The organism is Paenirhodobacter populi (assembly GCF_004022215.1).
Lineage (GTDB): Bacteria > Pseudomonadota > Alphaproteobacteria > Rhodobacterales > Rhodobacteraceae > Rhodobacter > Rhodobacter populi.
Window position 1 is genome coordinate 49,818 of record NZ_SAUZ01000023.1, and the last position, 20,498, is coordinate 70,315.

Below are 20,498 nucleotides of genomic sequence, written 5' to 3' on the forward strand. Positions count from 1 at the left end.
CTGCCTCGACTTTGGCTGAGTGAATATTTTATCAGCGGCGTCATTGTCGCGCCGCTTTCGCGCGGAGGGTGAAGGCCCGACATTCTGGCTGGATGAAACGGCTGTTGGAAAGATAAGAACGCTTGATGTCTCAAACAGTTACTGTCGGATACGCGGCACGGTTGCCGAATGCCGGGGATGCCGGCGCCGCATGGCATATCCTGCGCGACGGGCAATGCACCGTATCGCAAATCCCGGATGACCGCTGGTCCTCGCTGAAATTCCTTGATCCGACGGGCACGCTGGCCGGGCACAGCCATACCCGCGCCGCGGGTGTTCTGGACGATCCCTGGGGTTTCGATCCGGCGGCCTTCGGGATTTCCCCGCGCGAGGCGGCGCAGATGGATCCGCAGCAGCGGCTGTTGCTGGAACTCGCCTCCGAGGCATTCGATCACGCCGGAATCAATCCGCAACGGCTCGACCGCGACCGCACCGGGGTTTTCATCGGCGCTTCCGCCGCCGACCATTCGACCATCGGGTTGCAGGATCCGACGCTGATCGAATCGCATTACATGCTGGGCAATACGCTGTCGATTCTGGCGAACCGGATTTCCTATCAATGGGACCTGCACGGGCCGAGTATGACCGTCGACACGGCCTGTTCCTCGGGGCTGGTGGCCTTCGACCTCGCCCGCAAGGCGATCGAGGCGGGCGAGATCGACACGGCCATCGTCGGCGGGGTCAGCCTGCTGCTGTCGCCGGTGGCCTTCATCGGCTTTTCCAACGCCGGAATGCTGTCGCACCGGGGCCGCTGCGCGGCCTTTGGCGCCGGGGGCGACGGTTACGTGCGGGCCGAAGGCGCGGTGGTCTTCATCCTCTCGCGCGCCGAAACCGCGCGCGCGGCGGGCTTGCGGCTGCGCTCGGTCGTCGCCGGCAGCGGGGTCAACACGGCGGGCTACACGCGCGGCATCACCATCCCCTCGCAAAGTCGTCAGGCGGACCTGATCCGCGAGGTGATGGCCAGCAGCGGCATCGACCCCGACGACCTCGCCTTCGCCGAGGCGCATGGCACCGGCACCCCCGTCGGCGACCCGCGCGAGGCCGGGGCGCTTGGCGAAACCTACGGGCGGCTGCGCAAGACGCCTTTGCCGATCGGCTCGGCCAAAAGCAACTTCGGCCATCTGGAACCGGCCTCCGGCCTTGTCGGCCTGCTGAAGGCGCAGCTTGCGCTGGAACACCACTACATGCCGGCGACGCTGTTCGCGGACACGCCGAACCCTGACATCGATTTCACCGCCCTCAATCTGGAACCGATGACCGAGGCCCGGCCCATGCCGCCCCATGCGCGGCCCTGGGCGGTTTCGGTCAATTCCTTCGGCTTCGGCGGCGCCAATGCGCATGTCGTGATCCGCGAACCGGATCCCGAGGACCGGATCGCCGAGGAAGACGATACCACCCTGCCGCCCGCGCTGATGATGACGGGGCAGAGCGAAACGGCCCTGACAGCCGTGGCGCAGGACTGGCAATGGCTTCTGTCGGGGGCCGAACCGGACGACGCGCAACTGGCCACGCTGATCGCCAATGCCAACCACAATCTGGCCCGGCGCGCCCACCGCCTGTGCCTTGCCGCCGGCAGCCGCGAGGCGCTGCGCGACCAGGTCGACCGCTGGATCGCCGGGGATCACCCGGACCGCGCCGGCTTCCGCACGCGCGGGGATGACCTGCCCGTCGCCTTCGTCTTTTCCGGCAACGGCGCGCTGTGGGACGGGATGGCGCGGCAGAACTACATGAAGGACGCCGCCTTCCGCAAATCCTTCACCGAGATCGCCGCGCTGGTCGCGCAGGACGGTGGGCCCGATCTCGTCACCCTGCTGATGACCCCGCAGGACGAAGAGGCGATGCGCCCCGCGGGCATCGCGCAACCCCTGCATTTCGCCATTCAGGTGGCGCTGGTCGATTCCCTCGCCGCCACCGGGCTGCGCCCCGCCGCGGTGATGGGGCATTCCCTGGGCGAGGTCGCCGCCTCGGTCATCGCCGGGCGGATCAGCCGCAAGGAGGGCGTGCATATCATCCTCAGCCGCAGCGCGGCCTTCGCGCCGCTGGAAAATACCGGCGGCATGGCGGCGCTGTCGGGCGGGCGGCAGGCGGTGGCGGATCTGATCGCAGGTCTGGGCCTGCCGATCGACATCTCGGCGGAAAACGCCCCGGCCAGCGTGACGGTCAGCGGCGCGCAGGCGGATCTGGCGGCGCTGGTCAAGGCCGCGCGCAAGGCCCGCATCGCGGGCAAGGTCCTGCCCGTCGCCTATCCCTACCACGGCCGCGCGGTCGCGGCGCTGGAATCGCGGATGCGGGCCGATCTGGCCGGCCTTGCGCCGCAGGCGGGAACCATCCCCTTCTATTCCGGCTCTCTGGGCTGCCGCGCCGATGCCGTCCCGTCGGACGCGGATTACTGGTGGTCCAACGCCCGCAACGCGGTCGAATTCCGCGCGGCGGCGGCGGCGATGGTGGCGGATGGCTATCGGATCTTCCTCGAAATCTCGCCCCGCAGCGTGCTGCGCGGCTATCTGGGCGAGATCATCGCGCAGAGCGGCGAACCCGCCGTGGTGATCGACGGGCTGGACCGCAGCCACCCCGAACTGCGTCTGGCCAGTGACATCGCCCGCCGGGTTCTGGCCGTCGGCGGCGCGGTGGAGGAAGAGCGGGTTCTGGGCCTCCGCCGCACGATGCGCTCGACCCCGCCACGCCCGGCCTTTGAACGCCAGCCCTTCCGTCTGGCCACCACGCATGGCCCCGATATCTTCGGCCGCGCGCCCGCCCATCCGCTGCTTGGCGCGCGAAGCGAGGCGGAGGGGACGATCTGGCGCAATGATCTGAGCCTCGCGCTGATGCCCTGGCTCGGCGATCACCGGGTCGGCGGGCGCGTCCTGCTGCCCGCGACCGGCATGGCCGAGATATTCCTCGCCGCGGCGACAGATCTGGCCCGCGAGGGTGAGGCCGCCCCCGGCCCCTGCGAGATCGCCGATCTCGACATCTTCCACGCCGTGGTGATCCCCGAGGAAGGCGCGGCCCCGATCCGCGTGATCCACGATACGGCGGCGCGGCGGCTGACGCTGGAAACCGGCGGCGACGGGCAATGGCAGGCGGTGGCGACGGCGCGGCTATTCAGCGCCGCCAGCGCGGCCGACCTGATCCCCGAGGTGATGCGCAATCCCGGTGCGAATGATCCCGCGCCGCTGCCCGGACTGTATGACGGCCTGCGCCGCGCCGGTCTGGAGTACGGCCCCGCCTTCGCGCGGCTGGCCGGTCTGTCGCAGACCCCGAACGGCGCGCTGGCGGACCTGTCCCCCGCGCTGGTCCCCGGCGATTTCCTGCTCGATCCCACGGCTTTCGACGCGGCGCTGCATGCGGTGGCGGCGCTTCCGGCCTTTGCGGCGATGGCGGCGGGCAACGGGCCGATGGTGCCCGGCCGGATGGGTCGCCTGCGCTGGTTCGACAAGGCTCCGGTGACCCGCGCCCGGCTGCATCTGCGCTCCTTCGGGCCGGAAAGCGCCTGCCTTGACCTCGCGCTGTTCGGTGACGATGGCGGGCTCGTCGCGCTGATCGAGGAAATCCGTCTGCGCCGGATGCCGATGACCCACGGGGCCGAGACGCTCTACTGGGATGAGGTCCTGCTGCCCCTGGCCGGGGAACGCCGGATCGCCCTTGCCGATCCGCTGTCCCGTTTCAGCGCTGGCGAAGACGCGGCGAGCGATGCCGATGTGCTGCGCGCCGCCATCGCCGCGCGGCTCGCCTGGGATATCGCCGGTTCCGACGACACCACGATCCCCGAAGCCCGCCGGCAGCTCAGCCGCGCCTGGCTGAACGAGGCGGGATACCTGTCGCCCGAGGGTCTGGCGGGGGAATGCCCCTGGCCGCCGGTCGGCGAGTTGGTCGCCATGCTCGGCGCCCTGCCCGGGGATGTGCAGGACGATCTGCAGGCGAGCCTGAGCCTTGCCGCCGGGCGGACGCCAAAGCCGGATGCGGGCACACACCCGACCGCGCAACTGATCGACATGCTGGACAGCCTGCCCGAAGGCAGCGCGGGCCGGGTGCTGATCGCGGGCCGCGCCGATGCCACGCTGATCGCCGCGGCGGCGCGGGTCGGCGGCGGCTATGTCACGCTTGCGGCGGCGGATGCTGCCGGGGCCGGGGCGCTGCGGCCCCTCGTGGCCGAGGCAGAGGCGGCGGTGGCGGTCCTGCGTCTGGACGAAGAGGCGCAGGCCGGTCAGCTCTTCGATCTGATCCTTGGCGCCGGGGTGTCGAACGGCCCCCTCGCCCCGCGTCAGTTGGCCCGGTTCGTCGCCCCCGGTGGTTCCGTGCTGTTCGCCGAGGAAACGCCGGACCTTTTCGCCCTTCTCAGCGGCCGTCACACCGATGGCGAGGCGATCGAGCGGCTGCAAGCCGCCTTCGCCGCAACCGGGGTTTCGCTTGCCGCGCGGCCCTCGCACAAGTCCGAAGCGGTGACGCTGCTGCAAGGCGCACGGACCGGGGAGGCGCAGGATCTCGCCCTTCCCGAAGGCGACCTTGCGGCTGTCCTGGCCGCGATGCCGGATGCCCCCCTGTTCCGGCTGGTGCCGGATGCGCCGGCGGGCGAAACCGCGTCGGCGCGGGCGATCCGCCATGCCGCGACCTTCCGCGATCTGCCCGAGACGGACGGGCCGCTGTGGATCGTGGCGCTGTCGGCAGAGGACTCGGCGGCGCTGTTCGCGCTCCGCCGGGTGGTCGCCAATGAAAGCGGACGGGATCTGCGGGTGCTTGCGCTGACCCCTGCGGCCCCGGCGACGACGGGCGATCTGGCGCGGCGCATTGCGCGGCTGACGCAGGCCCCGGAACGCGAGATCGTGGCGGACGACCGGCAGGGAACCCCCGCCGCCAGCCCGCGGATCGTCGCGGTCACCCCGCCGCAGCCACCCGCAGCCGGGGGGGAAGACACGCTCCTGCGGCTGTCGGCACGGCGGCGGACGCCGGTGCTCGACGGGCTTTACTGGCAACGCCTGCCGCGCCCCGCACCCGCCCCGGGCGAGGTCGAGATCGCGGTCGAGGCATCGGCGCTCAACTTCCGTGACGTGATGTGGGGACAGGGCCTGATCCCGCCCGAGGCGCTGGAAGGCGGCTTTGCCGGGCAGGGTTTCGGCATGGAATGCGCGGGCCGCGTGCTGCGCTGCGGGGCCGACGTGCCGCCGCATCTGGCACCGGGAACGCCGGTCATCGCCTTTGCGCCGCATGCCTTTGCCAGCCATGTGACCGTCCCCGCCCATGCGGTGATGCCGCGCGGCGCGGACATGCCCGCCGAGATCGCCACCGCCGCGCCCGTCGTCTTCCTGACCGCGGATTACGCGCTGAACGAGCTGGCGCGCCTGACGACCGGGGAGACGATCCTGATCCACGGCGCGGCCGGCGGTGTCGGCATCGCGGCGATCCAGATCGCGCAGCGGATCGGGGCGCGGATCATCGCCACCGCCGGTTCCGTGGAAAAGCGGCTCTGGCTGGGCATGATCGGAGTCGACACGGTGCTGGACAGCCGGGCGGGCGATTTCGCCGACCGGGTGATGGCGGAAACCGGCGGCCACGGCGTCGATGTGGTGCTGAACGCGCTGGCGGGCGAAGGGCTGGAACGCGGTCTGTCCTGCCTTGCGCCCTTCGGCCGGTTCGTCGAACTGGGCAAGCGCGACATCTATGAGAACAACCTGATCGCACTCAGGGCGTTTCGCAACAATATCAGCCTGCTGGCGGTGGATGCGGATCAGCTTCTGGCCTATCGGCCCAAGGTGGCGGCGCGGATCATGGACCGCGTCGGCCGCGGGCTGGCGGAAGGCACGCTGACCCCGCCGCCGGTGCGGGTCATGGCCGCGGATGAGGTGACGGACGCCTTCCGGCTGATGCAGCGCTCGGGCCATATCGGCAAGATCGTCGTGCGTGCGCCCCACCCCGCCGGGCGGGCTCCGGCGCGGCGGACGGATCTGTCGGGCAACTGGCTGATCACCGGCGGCACCGGCGGCTTCGGCTACCGGACCGCGCTCTGGCTGAAGCAGCAGGGGGCGGAGCGGATCTGGCTGACCTCGCGCTCGGGCCGTCATGAAGGTGCGCTGCCCGAGGGCTTCACGCTGCGCGCGGCGGATGCGACGGATGCCGTGGCGATGCAGGCGGTTCTGGACGAAATCGCGGCGGCGGGCGGCCTTTCGGGCGTCATCCACAGCGCGGCGGTGCTGGACGACGCGCTGTTCGCCACGCTGGATCCCGCGCGCATCGGCCGGGTGGCCGGGGCCAAGGCCGGGGGGGCCGAACTGCTCGACCGGCTGACGCGCGACCTGCCCTTGCGGCATTTCTGGTGCTTCAGTTCCGTCGCGGCGCGGTTCGGCAACCCCGGACAGGCGGCCTATGCCGCCGCCAATGCGGAGACCGAGGCGCTGATGCGCCGCCGCCGGGACGCGGGCCTGCCCGGTCTGGCGATCGCCTGGGGGCCGATCTCGGATACCGGGATGCTCGCCCGCGACGCGGCGCTGCGCGCGACGCTGACGGCACAGCTTGGCCGGCTGCTCACGGCGGAGGAGGCCTTGCAGGCCCTTGCCGCATGGCTTGCCGACGCGCCCGCGCAGGCGGCGACCGTCACCATCGCGCCCATTCGCTGGGGCCGTCTGGCGGGCGACCTGCCCGTCCTGTCCTGCCCCCTCTTTGCCGCCATCGACACGGAAATGGCGCGCGCCGCAGGCAGCGTCGATCTTGCCGCGCTGATAGCTGCCGGCAAGGAAGGCGAGGCGCGGCGCATCGCGCTGGAGGCGGTGCTGACCGAGGCGGCGCAGATCATGCGCACCACCCCCGCCGCGATCGACCCGCAGCGCCCGCTGACGGATCTGGGACTCGACAGCCTGATGGCGATGAACCTTAAACTGGCGATCGAGGAACGCTTCGGCGTGGACATCCCGGCCCGCGCGCTTGCGGGCGAACCCAGCCCCGCGCGGCTGGTCCAGAGCCTGTTCGACACGATCAGCGGCGGCAGCGCCGGGGCGCAGGGCGCCGTTCTGGTCGAGGCGCATCTGAGCGAAACCATCCTGACCGACGTCGTCAGGGCGGAAATCATGGAACGCACACGCGCCCCTTCGGCGGGCATGGAGGCACGGCGGAACTGAATGACCCAGCAGACCAACAGCCAGAAGCTGGACGCCCTGCGCCGGCTTCACGCCAGCACCCGCCACGCCCGCCCGGCCACGCCGGAACGGGGTGTGGCGAAGCCTGCCTCCTCCCGCACCGATTTCACCACGCTGCCGGCCTGGAAGGAAATGCAGTTCGGCCTTGCCACGGCGGCGGCGCTTGGCCTCGATCCGCCGTTCTTCCGGCCGGTTTCGGCGGCGCGGGGCACGCAATTGTGCATCAACGGCCAGTGGGTGGAGAATTTCGCCTCCTACGACTACCTGTCGCTGAACCGCAGCCCGGCGGTGGCGGGCGCGGTGGCGCAGGCGGTGGCCGACTGGGGCGTGTCCGCGACCGCCTCGCGGCTGGTCGGCGGCAATCTGGCCTATCACGACGCGCTTGAGGATGAGCTGGCCGATTTCCTTGGCACCGAGGCGGCGCTGACGATGGTGTCCGGCCACGGCACCAATCAGGCGATCCTGCGCACGCTCTGCGGGCCGGGCGACCTGATCGCGGTCGATCAACTCGCGCATAATTCGATCTACGAGGGCATCCGGGTTTCCGGTGCCGCGCATGTGACCTTTCCGCATAACAATACCGACTGGCTCGACCGCAAGCTGTCGGAAATCCGCGAGGATTACGACCGCGTGCTGGTGGTGACAGAGGGGCTGTTTTCCATGGATGGCGACGTGCCCGATCTGGCGCGGTTCACCGCGATCCGGCGCCGGCACGACACCTGGCTGATGCTCGACGAGGCGCATTCCATCGGGGTTCTGGGCAAGACCGGCCGTGGCATCCGCGAGGAACAGGGCATCGACCCCGGTGAGGTCGACATCGTCATGGGCACGCTGTCCAAGACCTTCTGTTCCGCCGGGGGCTTTGTCGCCGGGTCGCGCGCGCTGATCGAGACGATCGGCTTCAAGGCGCCGGGGTTCATCTATTCGGTGGGCCTGTCGGCGCCGCATGCGGCGGCCTCGCTCGCCGCGCTGCGGGCGTTGCGCGCGGATCCGGGCCTGACCGAACGGCTGCGCGGGCTCGGCCGGCATTTCCGTGCGCGGGCGCAGGCGGCCGGGCTCGATTGCGGGCCGAGCGAGGGCTACGCCATCGCCCCGGTCATGCTGGGCGACAGCGTGCGCGCGACATGGATCTCGAACCAGTTGCTGGCGGCGGGGTTCAACGTGCTGCCGATCATCGCGCCCGCGGTGCAGGAACGTCACGCGCGGCTGCGGTTCTTCCTCAACGTCGGGCATGACGAAGCGGTGATCGATGCGGTGATCGCCAAGACGGCCGAACTGGTGGCGCTTGCCACGCAGGGCGGGTTCGACATTGCCGCGACGGCCGCGGCTCAGCGGGGCTGATCCGCGGCCCGGGGGCTATTCCGCCGTCCAGCCGCCATCCAGCAGCATCGACGTCCCCGTCATCAGGGCGGAGGCGTCCGAGGCCAGATACAGCGCCGCCCCGACGATATCGGACACCTGCCCCAGCCGGCCGATCTTGATCATCCGCATGCAATGCGCGTGAAAGGCCGGATCCTCGAAATAGGGTTTCGTCAGAGGGGTTTCGATGAAGGTCGGGCAGATCGTGTTGACCCGGATCTTCAGCGGCGCCAGTTCGATCGCCGTCGCCTTCGTCAGCCCCTCGATCCCCCATTTCGTCGCACAATAGAGCGCGCGGTTCTCGGCCCCGATATGGCCCATCTGCGAGGACATGTTGATCACCGAGCCGCCCCGGCCGAGCGCCTTCATCCGCCGCGTCGCGCTTTGCAGCGCGAAGAAGGCCGCGCGCAGGTTCAGCCCCACGACCAGATCGAAATCCTCCTCGGTCACCTCCATCTGCGGCCTCGGGCGGTTCGTGCCGGCGTTGTTGACGAAGATGTCCAATCGGTCGAGCCCCTCGGTCACCGCGCGGAAGGCCGCGATATCGGTGACGTCGCAGGGCACGGCGCGGGCCCGGTAGCCGTTCGACGTCAGGTCCCGGGCAAGCGCGCCGATCTCGTCGGCGGAACGGGCGCACAGGATCACCTCGGCGCCCGCCTGGGCATAGACCTCGGCGATGGCGCGACCGATGCCCCGCCCCGCCCCCGTCACCAGAGCGGTCCGTCCCCTGAGCGAAAAGTCCGGCATCGGGGTCATTGCGCGGCCTCCCCATAGGCGACGTTGTCGCCGCCATAACGGCGGACACGGATATTGGCTTGTTCGGCATGGCCGACAAAGCCCTCGAGCAGGCACAGACGTGAACAATAGCGCCCGACATGCGCGGCGGCCTCGTCCGTGGTGACCCGCTGATAGGTGTGGGTCTTGAGGAATTTCCCGACCCACAGACCCCCGGTATAGCGCCCGGCGCGGCGGGTGGGCAGCGTGTGGTTCGTACCGATGACCTTGTCGCCATTCGCCACATGCGTGCGCGGGCCAAGGAACAGCGCCCCATAGGCCCGCATGTTTTCCAGATACCAGTCGTCGCGGTCGGTCATGACCTGCACATGTTCCGAGGCGATTTCATTGGCGACATCCAGCATCTCCTCATGCGTGTCGCACAGGATGACCTCGCCGTAATCCGCCCAAGATCTGCCGGCGGTCGCGGCGGTGGGCAGGATTTGCAGCAGCCGCTCGATTTCCGCCATCGTGCCCTCGGCCAGCGCGCGCGAATTGGTCAGCAGGACGGCGGGCGAGTTGTAGCCATGCTCGGCCTGTCCCAGAAGGTCGGTGGCGCAAAGCTCGGCGTCGACCGTATCGTCGGCGATCACCATCGTCTCGGTCGGCCCGGCGAAGAGGTCGATGCCGACGCGGCCGAACAGCTGCCGCTTCGCCTCGGCGACGAAGGCGTTGCCGGGGCCGACCAGCATGTCGACCGGCGCGATCGTTTCGGTGCCGATCGCCATCGCCCCGATCGCCTGGATGCCTCCGAGAACGTAGATTTCATGCGCGCCGGCGAAATGCATCGCGGCGATGACGGCGGCGTTCGGCTTGCCCTGAAACGGCGGCGTCGCGGCGATGATCCGCGGCACCCCCGCCACCGCCGCCGTCAGCACCGACATATGCGCCGAGGCGACCATCGGGAACTTCCCCCCCGGCACGTAGCAGCCGACCGCCTGCACCGGGATGTGCTTGTGGCCGAGGATCACGCCGGGAAGGGTTTCCACCTCGACATCGCGCATGGATTCCCGCTGGATCCGCGCGAAGTTCCGCACCTGATCCTGGGCAAAGCGGATATCGGCGATCTCGCTATCGCTCAGCGTGGCGATCAGCGCGTCGATCTGGTCCGGCGACAGGCGGAAGCTGTCGGGCGTGTAGCCGTCGAATTTGGCGGCCATCTCGCGGACCGCCACGTCGCCGCGCGCCGCGATATCGGCAAGCGCCGCCTCCACGGCCTCGCGCGTCTGGCGGTCATCCTCGGCGCGGGCGGTGTCGCTGCGGCCGCGTTTCAGGTAAGTGATGGTCATTGCATCCTCCTCAGAAATCCACCCGGTCGCCGCCCTTGAGCGCCAGCATCTCGCGTGCCTCGTCCGGGGTGGCGACGGTCAGCCCCAGCCCTTCGATGATCTGGCGCGCCGCGCGGACCTGTGCGGCGTTGCTTTCCGCCAGACGGCCCTTGCCCGCCCACAGATTGTCCTCCAGCCCGACGCGCACATGCCCGCCCATCGCCGCCGACATCGCCGCGATCGGCAACTGGTTTCTTCCCGCGCCCAGAACCGACCAGCGGTAATCGTCGCCGAACAGCCGGTCAGCGGTGCGCTTCATGTGCAGGACATCATCGGGATGCGCGCCGATACCGCCCATCAGCCCGAAGACGGTCTGGATGAACAGCGGCCCCCGGACCAGCCCACGATCGAAAAAGTGCTTCAGGTTGTAGAGATGCGAGATGTCGTAGCATTCGAATTCGAACCGTGTGCCACCGGCGCCAAGGGTGGACATGACATGTTCCACATCGCCGAAGGTGTTGCGGAAGATGATGTCCTTGTTGCCCAGATAGTCCCGTTCCCATTGATGCCTGAGTTGCGGGGCATAGCGGTCCAGCATCGGGAACAGGCCGAAATTCATCGTCCCCATGTTGAGCGAGGCCAGCTCCGGCCGGTAATGCTGCGCGGGGCGGATACGCTCGGCGATCGCCATGGTCGGCGCGCCGCCCGTTGTGATGTTCAGCACCGCATCCGTCGCCTGCCGGATGACGCCGAGGATCGGGCGGAAGGCCTCGACGCTCTGGTCCGGCGCGCCGTCGCTTTCGTTGCGCGCATGCAGATGGACGATGGCGGCGCCCGCCTCGGCCGCGCCGATGGCGGCCTCGGCGATCTCGGCGGCGCTGACCGGCAGGTAGGGCGACATCGAGGGGGTGTGGATCGCGCCCGTCACGGCGCAGGTGATGATGACTTTTCCTTGCAGGCTCACGGCGTTACTCCTGTGCGTGATCATGTTGCGCCCGCGCGGCCAGATGCTGCGCAAGGGCGGCGAGTTCAGCGTCGCGCCAGTTCTGGCGCGCGCGCACGGTTTCGGGGGCGGAGACATCCGCGAAGGCCGCCCCGACGGTGGCGGCGACCGCGAGGGTGAAGGCCTCGTCCCGCGCCGCGCCTTGTGCGAGACCCGCCATCATCGCGCCGTAGCGCGTCAGGTAATCCCCCGCCCCGCCCGGGGCATTGAGGTTGATCGTCTCCATCGGCCCCATGAAGGCCCATCGGCGGCCAAGCCCGTGCCGGATCGTGTCGTCCAGCCCCCGCACGTCGACATAACCCTGTTCGATCAGCCGCAGGCTTTCGGCCAGCACCACGGCCTGCAGGCGGTTGAGGATGAAGCCGTCGATCTCGCGTTGCAGCACGACGGGCACCTGCCCCGCGGCGGCGTAGATCGCCCGGGCGCGGTCCGTCACCGCCGGGTCGGTGAACGGAGCGGGGGCGATTTCCACCACCGGCACCAGATGCGGCGGGTTGACCGGATGCCCGACCAGACAACGGGCCCGCCCCGGCAGTCCCCCGGCGAAGCGCGAGGCCATGAGCGCCGAGCTGCTGGAGGCAAGGATCGTCTCCGGCGCGGCGATGGCATCCAGCCGCGCGAAAAGCGCGCGCTTGGTGTCCAGCACCTCGGGGCCGCTTTCCTGCGCAAGCGCGGCGCCGTCCAGCGCCTCCTCGGGCGTCGTGACGGCGCGGATCCGCGCCGCCGTCGCCCTCGGATCCGTGCCCGCCTGACCGAAGGGCGCGGTCTGTTCCACCATCCCGGCGATATCGTCGGGCAGGCGGTCCAGCACGGCGGGCTGCGGGTCCCAGACGCGGACCTCGGTCCCCGCGCGGGCGAAGACGAAGGCCCAGCCCCGTCCGATCAGCCCCGCCCCGATGATGGCGATATGGGTCATGCCTGCCTCCTCACATCCACAGCATTTCGCGGCGCAGCTCGATATTCTCGGCGATGCGACGGGATTCGATTTCATGCAGCACCCGGCCGCGTTCCAGCACGATGGTCCGGTCCGACAGCGCCAGCGCGAGGTCGAGGTTGTGGTCCACGATCACGATGGAAAGCCGGTCGCGCAGCCTGTCGAAGGTGCGGAAAAGCTGTTCCACGATGGCGGGGGCCAGGCCCTCGAACGGCTCGTCCAACAGCAGCACGCGGATGTCGCCCGACAGCGCCCGGGCGACGGCGGCCATCTGCTGTTCGCCCCCCGACATCCGGTCCGCCGGCATGTCGAGCCGGTCGCGCAGGCGCGGGAAATAGTCGAGGATCTCGTCCAGCGACCAATGCGTGCCCTCGCCCGTCTGGCGCCGGATGCGCCCCAGCTCCAGATTCTCGCGCACGGTCATGCCGGCGAACAGCCCCCGCCCCTGCGGCACATAGCCGATGCCCAGTCGCGCGATCTGCGCGCTGCTGCGCCCCGCCAGTTCGTGATCCATCAGCCGGATCGAGCCAGAGGACGGCTTCACGATCCCCGTCACCGCCTTCAGGACCGAGGACTTGCCCGCCCCGTTGCGCCCCAGCAGGGCCAGAATCTCCCCCCTGTGCAGGTCGAAGCTGATATCTTGCAGGATATGGCTTTTGCCGTAATGCAGGTTGACCTTGTCCAGCGTCAGGATCTTCTCGTCCGAGAATTGCCCCTGCCGGGCCGAGGCCGCGACCTCGGTGGTGCCGGAGCCGATGTAGATCTCGCGCACCTCCTGCGAGTTGCGGGCATCGTCCACGGTGCCGTCGACCAGAACCTTGCCGTCGGCCATGACCGTCACATGGTCGGCCAGTTCGAAGATGCGGTCGATGTCATGTTCCACCAGCAGCACCGGCAGCACCGTCGAGACATCCTTTATCAGCAGCCCGACCCGTTCGCGCTCGGCCACGGACAGCCCGGCCAGCGGTTCGTCCGCCAGCAGCACCCGCGGTTCCGTCGCCAGCGCCAGCCCCAGATCCAGCAGCCGCTGCCCGCCGTAGGAAAGCGAGCCCGCGCGGGCGTCCTCCATCCCCGCCAGCCCGACCCAGAGCAGCATGTCCTCGACCTTGGCATGGACCTCGGCCACGCCATCCTTGTCGCGCAGCATGGCGGAGCGGCTCGGATGCCGGGCCTGCACGGCAAGGCGGATGTTCTCCGCCACCGTCAGATCGGGAAACAGGTTGGTGATCTGGAACGAGCGGCCAAGGCCGAAGTTCGCGATCCGGTCCGGCGCATGGCCGGACATGTCCTGCCCCAGCAGCGACACCCGGCCGGCGCTGGTCGGGATGAGCCCCGACATCAGGTTGAACGCGGTGGTCTTGCCCGCCCCGTTCGGCCCGAGCAGCGCGTGCAGCGTGCGGTCCTGCACCCGGATCGACACATCGCTGACCGCCTTGAGCGCGCCGAAGGTCTTGGAAATCCCCTCGGCCACCAGAACGTCGCCACCGCCCGCGTCGCGCGCGGTGATCGCCGCAGGCATCGGATGTTTGCCCGCCTTTCGCCCGGCCATCGCCGCCCCGGTTTCGGGCGCCGGGAACAGCCGCCTGCGCACCTGCCCCGCGATCCCGACCAGCCCCTGACGCGCATACATCACGAAGCCCAGAAAGATCAGGCCGAACCAGAACAGCCAGTTTTCCGTGTAGATCGAGAGGTATTCGCGGAACAGGATATAGAACAGCGCCCCCAGAAGCGGCCCGGTGAAGCTGCGCATCCCGCCGATCACCACCATCGCCAGCAGTTCGCCGGAAAAGATGATCGACATCGGTTCCGCCGAGGTCAGCCGGTTCTTGTACAACAGCAGCGCCCCGGCAAGGCCCGTCACCGCCGCCGACAGCACGAAGGCCTTCAGCTTGTAGCGGGTCACGTCATACCCCAGGGCCTGGGCGCGGCCCTCATTCTCGCGGATCGCGACGAGCACGGAGCCGAAGGGCGATTGCAGCACCCGCTGCACCAGCGCCAGCACCACGAAGGCGATCAGCGCGACGACGATGTAGAAGGTGACGTTGTCATTGAGCATGGCGGGACGCTCGATCCCGCCCAGACCGTTTTCGCCGCCCGTGACCGCGGTCCAGCGGAAGGCGAGCTGAAAGCCCATCGCCGCCAGCGCCAGCGTCATCAGCGAGAAATAGACCCCCCGCCGACGCAGCACCAGAAAGCCGATCCCGAACGCGACCAGCGCCGTCGCCGCCACCGCCACCAGCAGCGCCACCGCCATCGAGGCATTGCCCATCGCCAGCGAGGTCAGCCCCGCGATATAGGCCGCAAGCCCGAACCAGACCCCGTGCCCGAAGGACACGAGCCCGGTATAGCCCACAAGGATGTTCAGACCGATCGCCGCCAGCGCGAAGATCACCACCTCGACCGCGCTGTTCGCTCCAAGCCCCAGAAACGACAGCAGGACCGGCAGGGCGATCAACGCCACGGCGACGATCACCAGATTTTTCATGGTCGTATTGTTCATGGAATTCACCGGGCCCCTATTCGAAACGGGTGATGCGTTCACCCAGCAGACCGCGCGGGCGCAGCAGCAGGACGACGAACATCAGCAGGTAGATCGCCAGCATCGAATATTGCGACAGGCCAAGGCCGATCATCATGCCCTTGACCAGACCGACCAGCAGCGCGGCGATGACCACGCCCCAGAACGAGCCGAGCCCTCCGATGACCACCACGACGAAGGCCGCGGTGCCGACCTCGACCCCCATCAGCGGATGGACCGGCTGGATCGGCGCCATCAGCACGCCGGCCAGCGCCGCGATGCCGATGGCGATCGCGACCACCGCCGACAGATAGGGCCGCAGCGAAATGCCGAGCGTGCCCAGAATGTCCGGGTTCTGGATGCCCGCCCGCACGATGCGGCCGAAGGCCGTGCGGTTCAGCAGCGCCCAGACCGCCGCGACGGTGACGATCGCCATCCCGATCAGGAACAGCCGGTAGCGGGAATAGACGAAATCGCCGACGAAGACCTGCCCGCGCAGATCGGCGGGCATGGAATAGGCGCGCGGCGTCGCACCGAAATACCACCGCAGGCTTTGCTCGATGATCATCGCAAGCCCGAATGTCAGCAGCAGCGAATAGAGCGGATCCTCGCGGTAGAAGCGGGTGAACAGGAACCGCTCGATCACGATGGCGATCACCGCGGCGATCAGCGGCCCAAGCGCCAGCGCCCCGAAAAAGCCCACATGCGGCGTCAGCACCAGCGCCAGATAGGCGCCAAGCGTGAAGAACACGCCATGCGCCAGATTGACGATCCCGCCAAGCGAGAAGATCAGCGACAGCCCGAGCGCGATGAGCATGTAATAGAATCCGTCAAGCAGCCCGTTCAGCAGCTGGGATAGGAAAAACAGAACCATGAGGTTCCCCCGTGTCCATACGGAAGGGTCGGGGCGCGCGGTATCTCACGCCCCGGGTGACGTCATGCCGGAATGGTCCGACGCCCGATCAGAAGGTGCAGGCCCCGCCGACCGCGCCCTGAACCAGTTCCTCCAGCGGCACATCCGGCGCGGGCAGCGGCCCGGATGTCGTGAAGATGTCCCACTGGTCCTCGACCTCGGACGGGTCGAGCGCGGTGACCGCATAGACCTCCTGCAGGAGTTGGTGCGTCGACGGATCGAAACGGCCCCGGCGATCCTTGAGGATGTCGAAATCCGTCGCGGGATCCTCGAGGTAGGCGATCAGCGCGGCGGTATCGGTGCCTCCGGTGCGGGTGATCGCCTCCGCCGCGATGCGCAGGGCGATGTAGTCGGCATAGGCTTGGTTCTCGGCGGGCTTGCCGTATTTCGCCTGAAACGCCCGGGCAAAGGCCTGTGATCCGTCCGTCTGGACCTGATGGGTCCAGATGCAGGGCCAGGTGCCCTTGAAATCCTCCGCCCCCGTCGCCCAGGCCAGCGAGCTGTTGTAGTCGAACCCACCCAGCGGAATATCCAGCCCGAATTCGCCGTATTGCTTCATGAAGCTCGCCATCGACGTGCCGGCGAGGTTGAGCACCACCACATCGGGCCGCCGTGAACGGATCGACAGCAGATGCGAAGAAAAGTCGGTGGCATCCGTCGGGATCAGCTCATCCCCCACCGTGGAACCGCCATGTCGTTCAAGGAAGGCATGCGCGCCTTCGCGCAGGTCATGGCCGAACGCATAGTCGGAACTGAGGATGAACCACGTCTTGTCCTTGACCATGTCGTTTTGCAGGAAATACTGGCCCTCGGCGTTCACATACATGACGTTCTGCGCCTCGGTGTGGAACATGGTGCGGCGGCAGTCCTTGCCGCGCAGCGTGTCCGAATTGGCGCCGGTGTTGATGAACAGCTTGTTCGCCCGCGCCGTCACCTGCGCGATGGACAGCGCCGAGGCCGAGGAAATCTCTCCCAGCACCATGGCGACATCGGCGCGCTCGACCAGCCGTTCGGCCTTGGTGGTGGCGGTCTGCGGGTTGACCGAATCCTCCTTGATGACGTTCAGCGGCCGCCCGTTGATGCCGCCGGCCGCGTTGATCTCCTCGACCGCCAGATCGACGGCCATCACCGCATATTCGCCCATCGGCCCCAGAAACCCGGTCCGGGGCGTCAGATGGGCAATCACGTAAGGGTCGTTCGAGGCACGCAGAATGGCGGGCATGGCCATGCCCGCCACCCCCGCCAGCGCACCCGTCTTCAGCAGCTGCCGCCGCCCGATGAAATGTGTCATGTTCTCTCTCCTCCCAGAGAATCCGCGAAAGTCCCGCCTCCTCCTGACTTGACTTCCGCGCAGATCAGTGTGATCTCAGATCATACTGAAGGCCGAACCCGCCGATTGTCAACTGCCGGATGCCCATATGAACGACCCGATCCCCCGCCATTCGCCGATCAGGGCGGTCTCGCTGACAGATCAGGTCTATGGGGCGATCTCGGAGATGCTGCTCGACAGCACGCTGAAGCCGGACAGCCGGACCTCGATTCGGGAACTCGCGGATCAGCTCGGCGTCTCGACGATGCCGGTGCGCGAGGCCGTCGGCCGGCTGATCGCGCAAGGGGCGCTGGCCATCCGGCGCAACAAGGCGGTCGAAGTGCCGCAGATGTCGGCCGCCGATTTCCGCGATCTCGTCCACACCCGCATCCTGATGGAATGCGAAGCGGCGCGGCTTGCCGTGGACCGGATGCAGGACGCCGAGATCGAGGCGATCCGCAGCCTGCATCTGAAATACATCTCGGCCTTCGGCGCGCGCAACGACCGGTCGGACGCCCTTGGGTTGAACCGGCGCCTGCATTTCGCGCTCTATGATGCGGCGCGTTCGCCGAGCCTGCGGCAGTTGATCGGGATGGCGTGGCTGCGGGCCGGGCCGCTGATCTCGCTCGATATCGGGCCACAGGTGCAGCGCGAACGCGCCAGCCATTCGATCGAGGCGCATGGCCAGCTGGTCGATGCGCTGACGCGGCGCGACCGCGAAGGCGCCGCCGAGGCGATCCGCGCGGACCTTTCCGCCGCCGCCGCCACCATTCTGGAACACAGGTCGTTTTTTCACTGGGAGGAGGGAAGCGATGAACCTGAACCTTGAAGGCGCGCGCGTCATCATCACCGCCGGCGCGGGAGGAATCGGGCGCGCCATCGTGGAGGCCTTCGTGGGCGAAGGCGCGCGTGTCGCCACCTGCGACATCGACGAAACCGCGCTGGCGAGCCTGCCGGAGGCGGTCTTTCGCCAGATCGTCGACGTGTCGGACGAAACCGCGCTTCAGGGCTTCGTCGATGCGGCGATCGGCGAACTGGGCGGGCTCGATTGCCTGGTGAACAATGCCGGGATCGCCGGCCCCACCGCGCGGATCGAGGATATCGACGCCGCCGCCTGGCGCCGCACGCTGGATATCGTGCTGACCAGCCAGTATCTGACCGTCACGCGCGCGGTTTCCGCCCTGCGGCGCAGCGCCAACCCGTCGATCATCAATCTCTCTTCGGTCGCCGGACGGGTGGGTTTCGCCATGCGCACCCCCTATGCGGCGGCGAAATGGGGGGTGATCGGTCTGACCAAATCGCTGGCGATCGAACTGGGCGGCGACGGCATCCGGGTCAACGCCATCCTGCCCGGTCTGGTCGCCGGGGACCGCCAGCGCCGCGTGCTGGAGGCGAAGGCCCAGCAACGCAACCAGAGCTTTGCCGAGGTCGAGGCCGAGGCCTTCCGTTTCACCTCGATTCGGGAATACGTGCCGCCGGAGGCGATCGCCGCGCAGACCCTCTATCTCGCCTCGCCGCAGGGGCGTTTCGTCTCGGGTCAGGCGATCTCGGTTTGCGGGGATACGCGGATGCTGGCCTGAGCGCCGGTGGGGGAGAACGGTTGTTCTCCCATCCCCCGCGGCAAGAGGATGCGGCTTCCAAATGTCTCCGCCCCGCGGAAATGGGCATGGACCTCTGCGGCGGAATCGGGAATCGCTGGCGCGACCTTGCGCGGGCCGGGCATCCGGCACCGCGCGGTTTCCGAACGGCATGGAAGGCAGGGTGAAATGGTCCTCGACCCCGATACGGCGGCGGCGCTTTCGGCGCTGCTCGGCGAACGTTTCTCGCTCCGCGAGGCCGACCGCAGGCTGCATACCGGGCAAGAAACCCATCACGTCTCGCTGCCGCCCGACGCCGTGGCCTGGCCGGTGTCAACCGAGGAAGTCGCGGCCATCGTGCGGATCTGCGCGGCGGCGGGGGTGCCGATCGTCCCACACGGCCTCGGCTCCTCGCTCGAGGCCAATGTCTCGGCGGTGCGCGGCGGCCTTTCGGTCGACATGATGCGGATGAACCGGCTTTTGCGGGTCAGCACCGATGACCTTGACTGCACGGTCGAGGCGGGCCTCCCGCGCGAGGATCTGAATGCGGCGCTGCGCGACACCGGGCTGTATTTTCCCATCGACCCCGGCCCGAATGCCACGATCGGCGGCATGGCCGCCACCCGCGCCTCGGGCACCAGCGCGGTGCGCTACGGCACGATGCGGGAAAACATCCTCAACCTCACCGTCGTCACTCCGCAAGGCGAAATCATCCGCACCGCCAGACGGGCGCGGAAATCCTCGGCGGGCTATGATCTGACGCATCTTTATGTGGGGTCCGAAGGCACGCTCGGCATCATCACCGAAATCACCCTGCGCCTGCATGGCCGCCCCGAGGCGGTGATCGCCGCCGTCTGCACCTTCCCCGGCCCGGCCGAGGCCAGCCGCACCGCGATCGAGGCGATCCAGATCGGCCTGAACCCCGGCCGGATGGAATATCTGGACTCCGGCGCGATCCGCGCGGTCAACGCCTATTCGCAGATGCAGGAAGCCGAGGTCGATACGCTCTTCGTCGAAATCGCCGGCACCGAGGACGAAGTCGAAACCCGCATCGCGCTGTTTCGCGAAATCGCCGAGGCGAACGGCTGTTCCGGCTTCCGTCAGGCCCGCGCCGAGGAGGAACGCACCCGCCTGTGGAAGGCGCGGCACACGGCCTTTTCCGCCACGGTCGCGGCGCGCCCCGGCTCGCGCGGCTGGCCGACGGATGTCTGCGTGCCGATCGGGTCGCTCGCCGAATGCATCGTCCACGCCAAGGGGCTGCTGGCCGATTGCCCGGTGCCCCATGCGATCATGGGCCATGTGGGGGACGGCAATTTCCACGTGGTCTTCGCCCTCGACCCGAATTCCCCCGAGGACGAGGCCGTGGTCTCGGCGATCAACGCCGCGATGGTGGAAAAGGCTTTGTCCGTCGATGGCACCTGCACCGGCGAACATGGCGTCGGTCTGGGCAAGCGGAAATATCTGGAGGCCGAGCATGGCCCGGCGCTGGCGGTCATGCGCCGGATCAAGGCCGCGCTCGATCCGCAGGACCTGTTCAACCCCGGCAAGATCCTGCCCGACGATCACGCCTAGGCGGCCGCGGGCGGAGGGCGCACCCTGCCCCTCCCGCACCTGCCTGTGGCCCGTCGTTTTTCCATAAATATCCCGGGGGTGAATTGCCCGGCACGGGCAAGAGGGGGC

Annotated in this window: 12 protein-coding genes; 5 read left to right on the forward strand and 7 right to left on the reverse strand. The window is 68.6% G+C overall.

Features of this window, described 5'->3' with window-relative positions; translation table 11 throughout:
* Positions 1-125: 125 nt before the first annotated feature.
* Together D2T30_RS17740 and D2T30_RS17745 are read left to right on the forward strand one after the other, a co-directional pair.
* Entirely contained in the window at positions 126-7,145 is a 7,020-nt protein-coding gene (locus tag D2T30_RS17740) for a type I polyketide synthase (RefSeq protein ID WP_128209987.1), read from the forward strand.
* The gene (locus D2T30_RS17745) at positions 7,146-8,504 is read left to right on the forward strand and encodes an aminotransferase class I/II-fold pyridoxal phosphate-dependent enzyme (protein ID WP_128209988.1); all 1,359 of its coding nucleotides are present in this window, start codon (positions 7,146-7,148) and stop codon (positions 8,502-8,504) included. It abuts the gene before it with no gap.
* A 15-nt stretch (positions 8,505-8,519) separates the two neighbouring features.
* Here the strand turns inward: D2T30_RS17745 and D2T30_RS17750 are convergent, their stop codons facing one another.
* The 7 genes from D2T30_RS17750 to D2T30_RS17780 all read right to left on the reverse strand — a co-directional run bounded on the left by D2T30_RS17750 (position 8,520) and on the right by D2T30_RS17780 (position 17,223).
* Positions 8,520-9,278: an SDR family NAD(P)-dependent oxidoreductase gene (locus D2T30_RS17750; protein WP_128209989.1), complete on the reverse strand. Its 759-nt coding sequence runs from the start codon at positions 9,276-9,278 to the stop codon at positions 8,520-8,522.
* Positions 9,275-10,585 (reverse strand): histidinol dehydrogenase, encoded by a 1,311-nt coding sequence (hisD, locus tag D2T30_RS17755; RefSeq protein WP_128209990.1) that lies wholly within the window; start codon positions 10,583-10,585, stop codon positions 9,275-9,277. Before hisD ends, D2T30_RS17750 begins: the two co-directional genes overlap by 4 nt.
* Positions 10,586-10,595: 10 nt before the next feature.
* Positions 10,596-11,528 (reverse strand): beta-keto acid cleavage family enzyme, encoded by a 933-nt coding sequence (locus D2T30_RS17760; protein WP_128209991.1) that lies wholly within the window; start codon positions 11,526-11,528, stop codon positions 10,596-10,598.
* Positions 11,529-11,532: 4 nt separating this feature from the next.
* Positions 11,533-12,483 carry a 3-hydroxyacyl-CoA dehydrogenase gene (locus tag D2T30_RS17765; RefSeq protein WP_128209992.1) on the reverse strand — a complete coding sequence of 317 codons (951 nt, stop codon included), beginning with the start codon at positions 12,481-12,483 and terminating at the stop codon, positions 11,533-11,535.
* A gap of 10 nt (positions 12,484-12,493) precedes the next feature.
* On the reverse strand, positions 12,494-15,001 hold the full coding sequence (locus D2T30_RS17770) for a branched-chain amino acid ABC transporter ATP-binding protein/permease (RefSeq protein ID WP_128209993.1): 2,508 nt from the start codon (positions 14,999-15,001) through the stop codon (positions 12,494-12,496).
* Positions 15,002-15,017: 16 nt separating this feature from the next.
* Entirely contained in the window at positions 15,018-15,893 is an 876-nt protein-coding gene (locus D2T30_RS17775) for a branched-chain amino acid ABC transporter permease (protein ID WP_128182863.1), read from the reverse strand.
* Between the two features lie 88 nt (positions 15,894-15,981).
* On the reverse strand, positions 15,982-17,223 hold the full coding sequence (locus D2T30_RS17780; RefSeq protein ID WP_128209994.1) for an ABC transporter substrate-binding protein: 1,242 nt from the start codon (positions 17,221-17,223) through the stop codon (positions 15,982-15,984).
* 127 nt (positions 17,224-17,350) lie between these two features.
* On the opposite strand from D2T30_RS17780, the gene D2T30_RS17785 reads away from it, so the two are divergent.
* The 3 genes from D2T30_RS17785 (at position 17,351) to D2T30_RS17795 (ending at position 20,390) form a co-directional block, all read left to right on the forward strand.
* Positions 17,351-18,070: a GntR family transcriptional regulator gene (locus D2T30_RS17785; protein WP_128209995.1), complete on the forward strand. Its 720-nt coding sequence runs from the start codon at positions 17,351-17,353 to the stop codon at positions 18,068-18,070.
* Positions 18,054-18,821, forward strand: a complete 768-nt coding sequence (locus D2T30_RS17790) for an SDR family oxidoreductase (protein ID WP_128209996.1) — start codon at positions 18,054-18,056, stop codon at positions 18,819-18,821. The genes D2T30_RS17785 and D2T30_RS17790 overlap by 17 nt, the downstream gene beginning before the upstream one ends.
* 186 nt (positions 18,822-19,007) lie before the next feature.
* Positions 19,008-20,390 carry an FAD-binding oxidoreductase gene (locus D2T30_RS17795; protein ID WP_128209997.1) on the forward strand — a complete coding sequence of 461 codons (1,383 nt, stop codon included), beginning with the start codon at positions 19,008-19,010 and terminating at the stop codon, positions 20,388-20,390.
* The last annotated feature ends 108 nt before the right edge of the window (positions 20,391-20,498 follow it).

Bases quoted from the DNA above. Each gene is read 5' to 3' on its own strand.
- D2T30_RS17740 (WP_128209987.1), top strand. From the start codon at position 126: ATGTCTCAAACAGTTACTGTCGGATACGCGGCACGGTTGCCGAATGCC.
- D2T30_RS17745 (WP_128209988.1), top strand. From the start codon at position 7,146: ATGACCCAGCAGACCAACAGCCAGAAGCTGGACGCCCTGCGCCGGCTT.
- D2T30_RS17750 (WP_128209989.1), bottom strand. From the start codon at position 9,278: ATGACCCCGATGCCGGACTTTTCGCTCAGGGGACGGACCGCTCTGGTG.
- hisD (WP_128209990.1), bottom strand. From the start codon at position 10,585: ATGACCATCACTTACCTGAAACGCGGCCGCAGCGACACCGCCCGCGCC.
- D2T30_RS17765 (WP_128209992.1), bottom strand. From the start codon at position 12,483: ATGACCCATATCGCCATCATCGGGGCGGGGCTGATCGGACGGGGCTGG.
- D2T30_RS17770 (WP_128209993.1), bottom strand. From the start codon at position 15,001: ATGAACAATACGACCATGAAAAATCTGGTGATCGTCGCCGTGGCGTTG.
- D2T30_RS17775 (WP_128182863.1), bottom strand. From the start codon at position 15,893: ATGGTTCTGTTTTTCCTATCCCAGCTGCTGAACGGGCTGCTTGACGGA.
- D2T30_RS17780 (WP_128209994.1), bottom strand. From the start codon at position 17,223: ATGACACATTTCATCGGGCGGCGGCAGCTGCTGAAGACGGGTGCGCTG.
- D2T30_RS17785 (WP_128209995.1), top strand. From the start codon at position 17,351: ATGAACGACCCGATCCCCCGCCATTCGCCGATCAGGGCGGTCTCGCTG.
- D2T30_RS17790 (WP_128209996.1), top strand. From the start codon at position 18,054: ATGAACCTGAACCTTGAAGGCGCGCGCGTCATCATCACCGCCGGCGCG.
- D2T30_RS17795 (WP_128209997.1), top strand. From the start codon at position 19,008: ATGGTCCTCGACCCCGATACGGCGGCGGCGCTTTCGGCGCTGCTCGGC.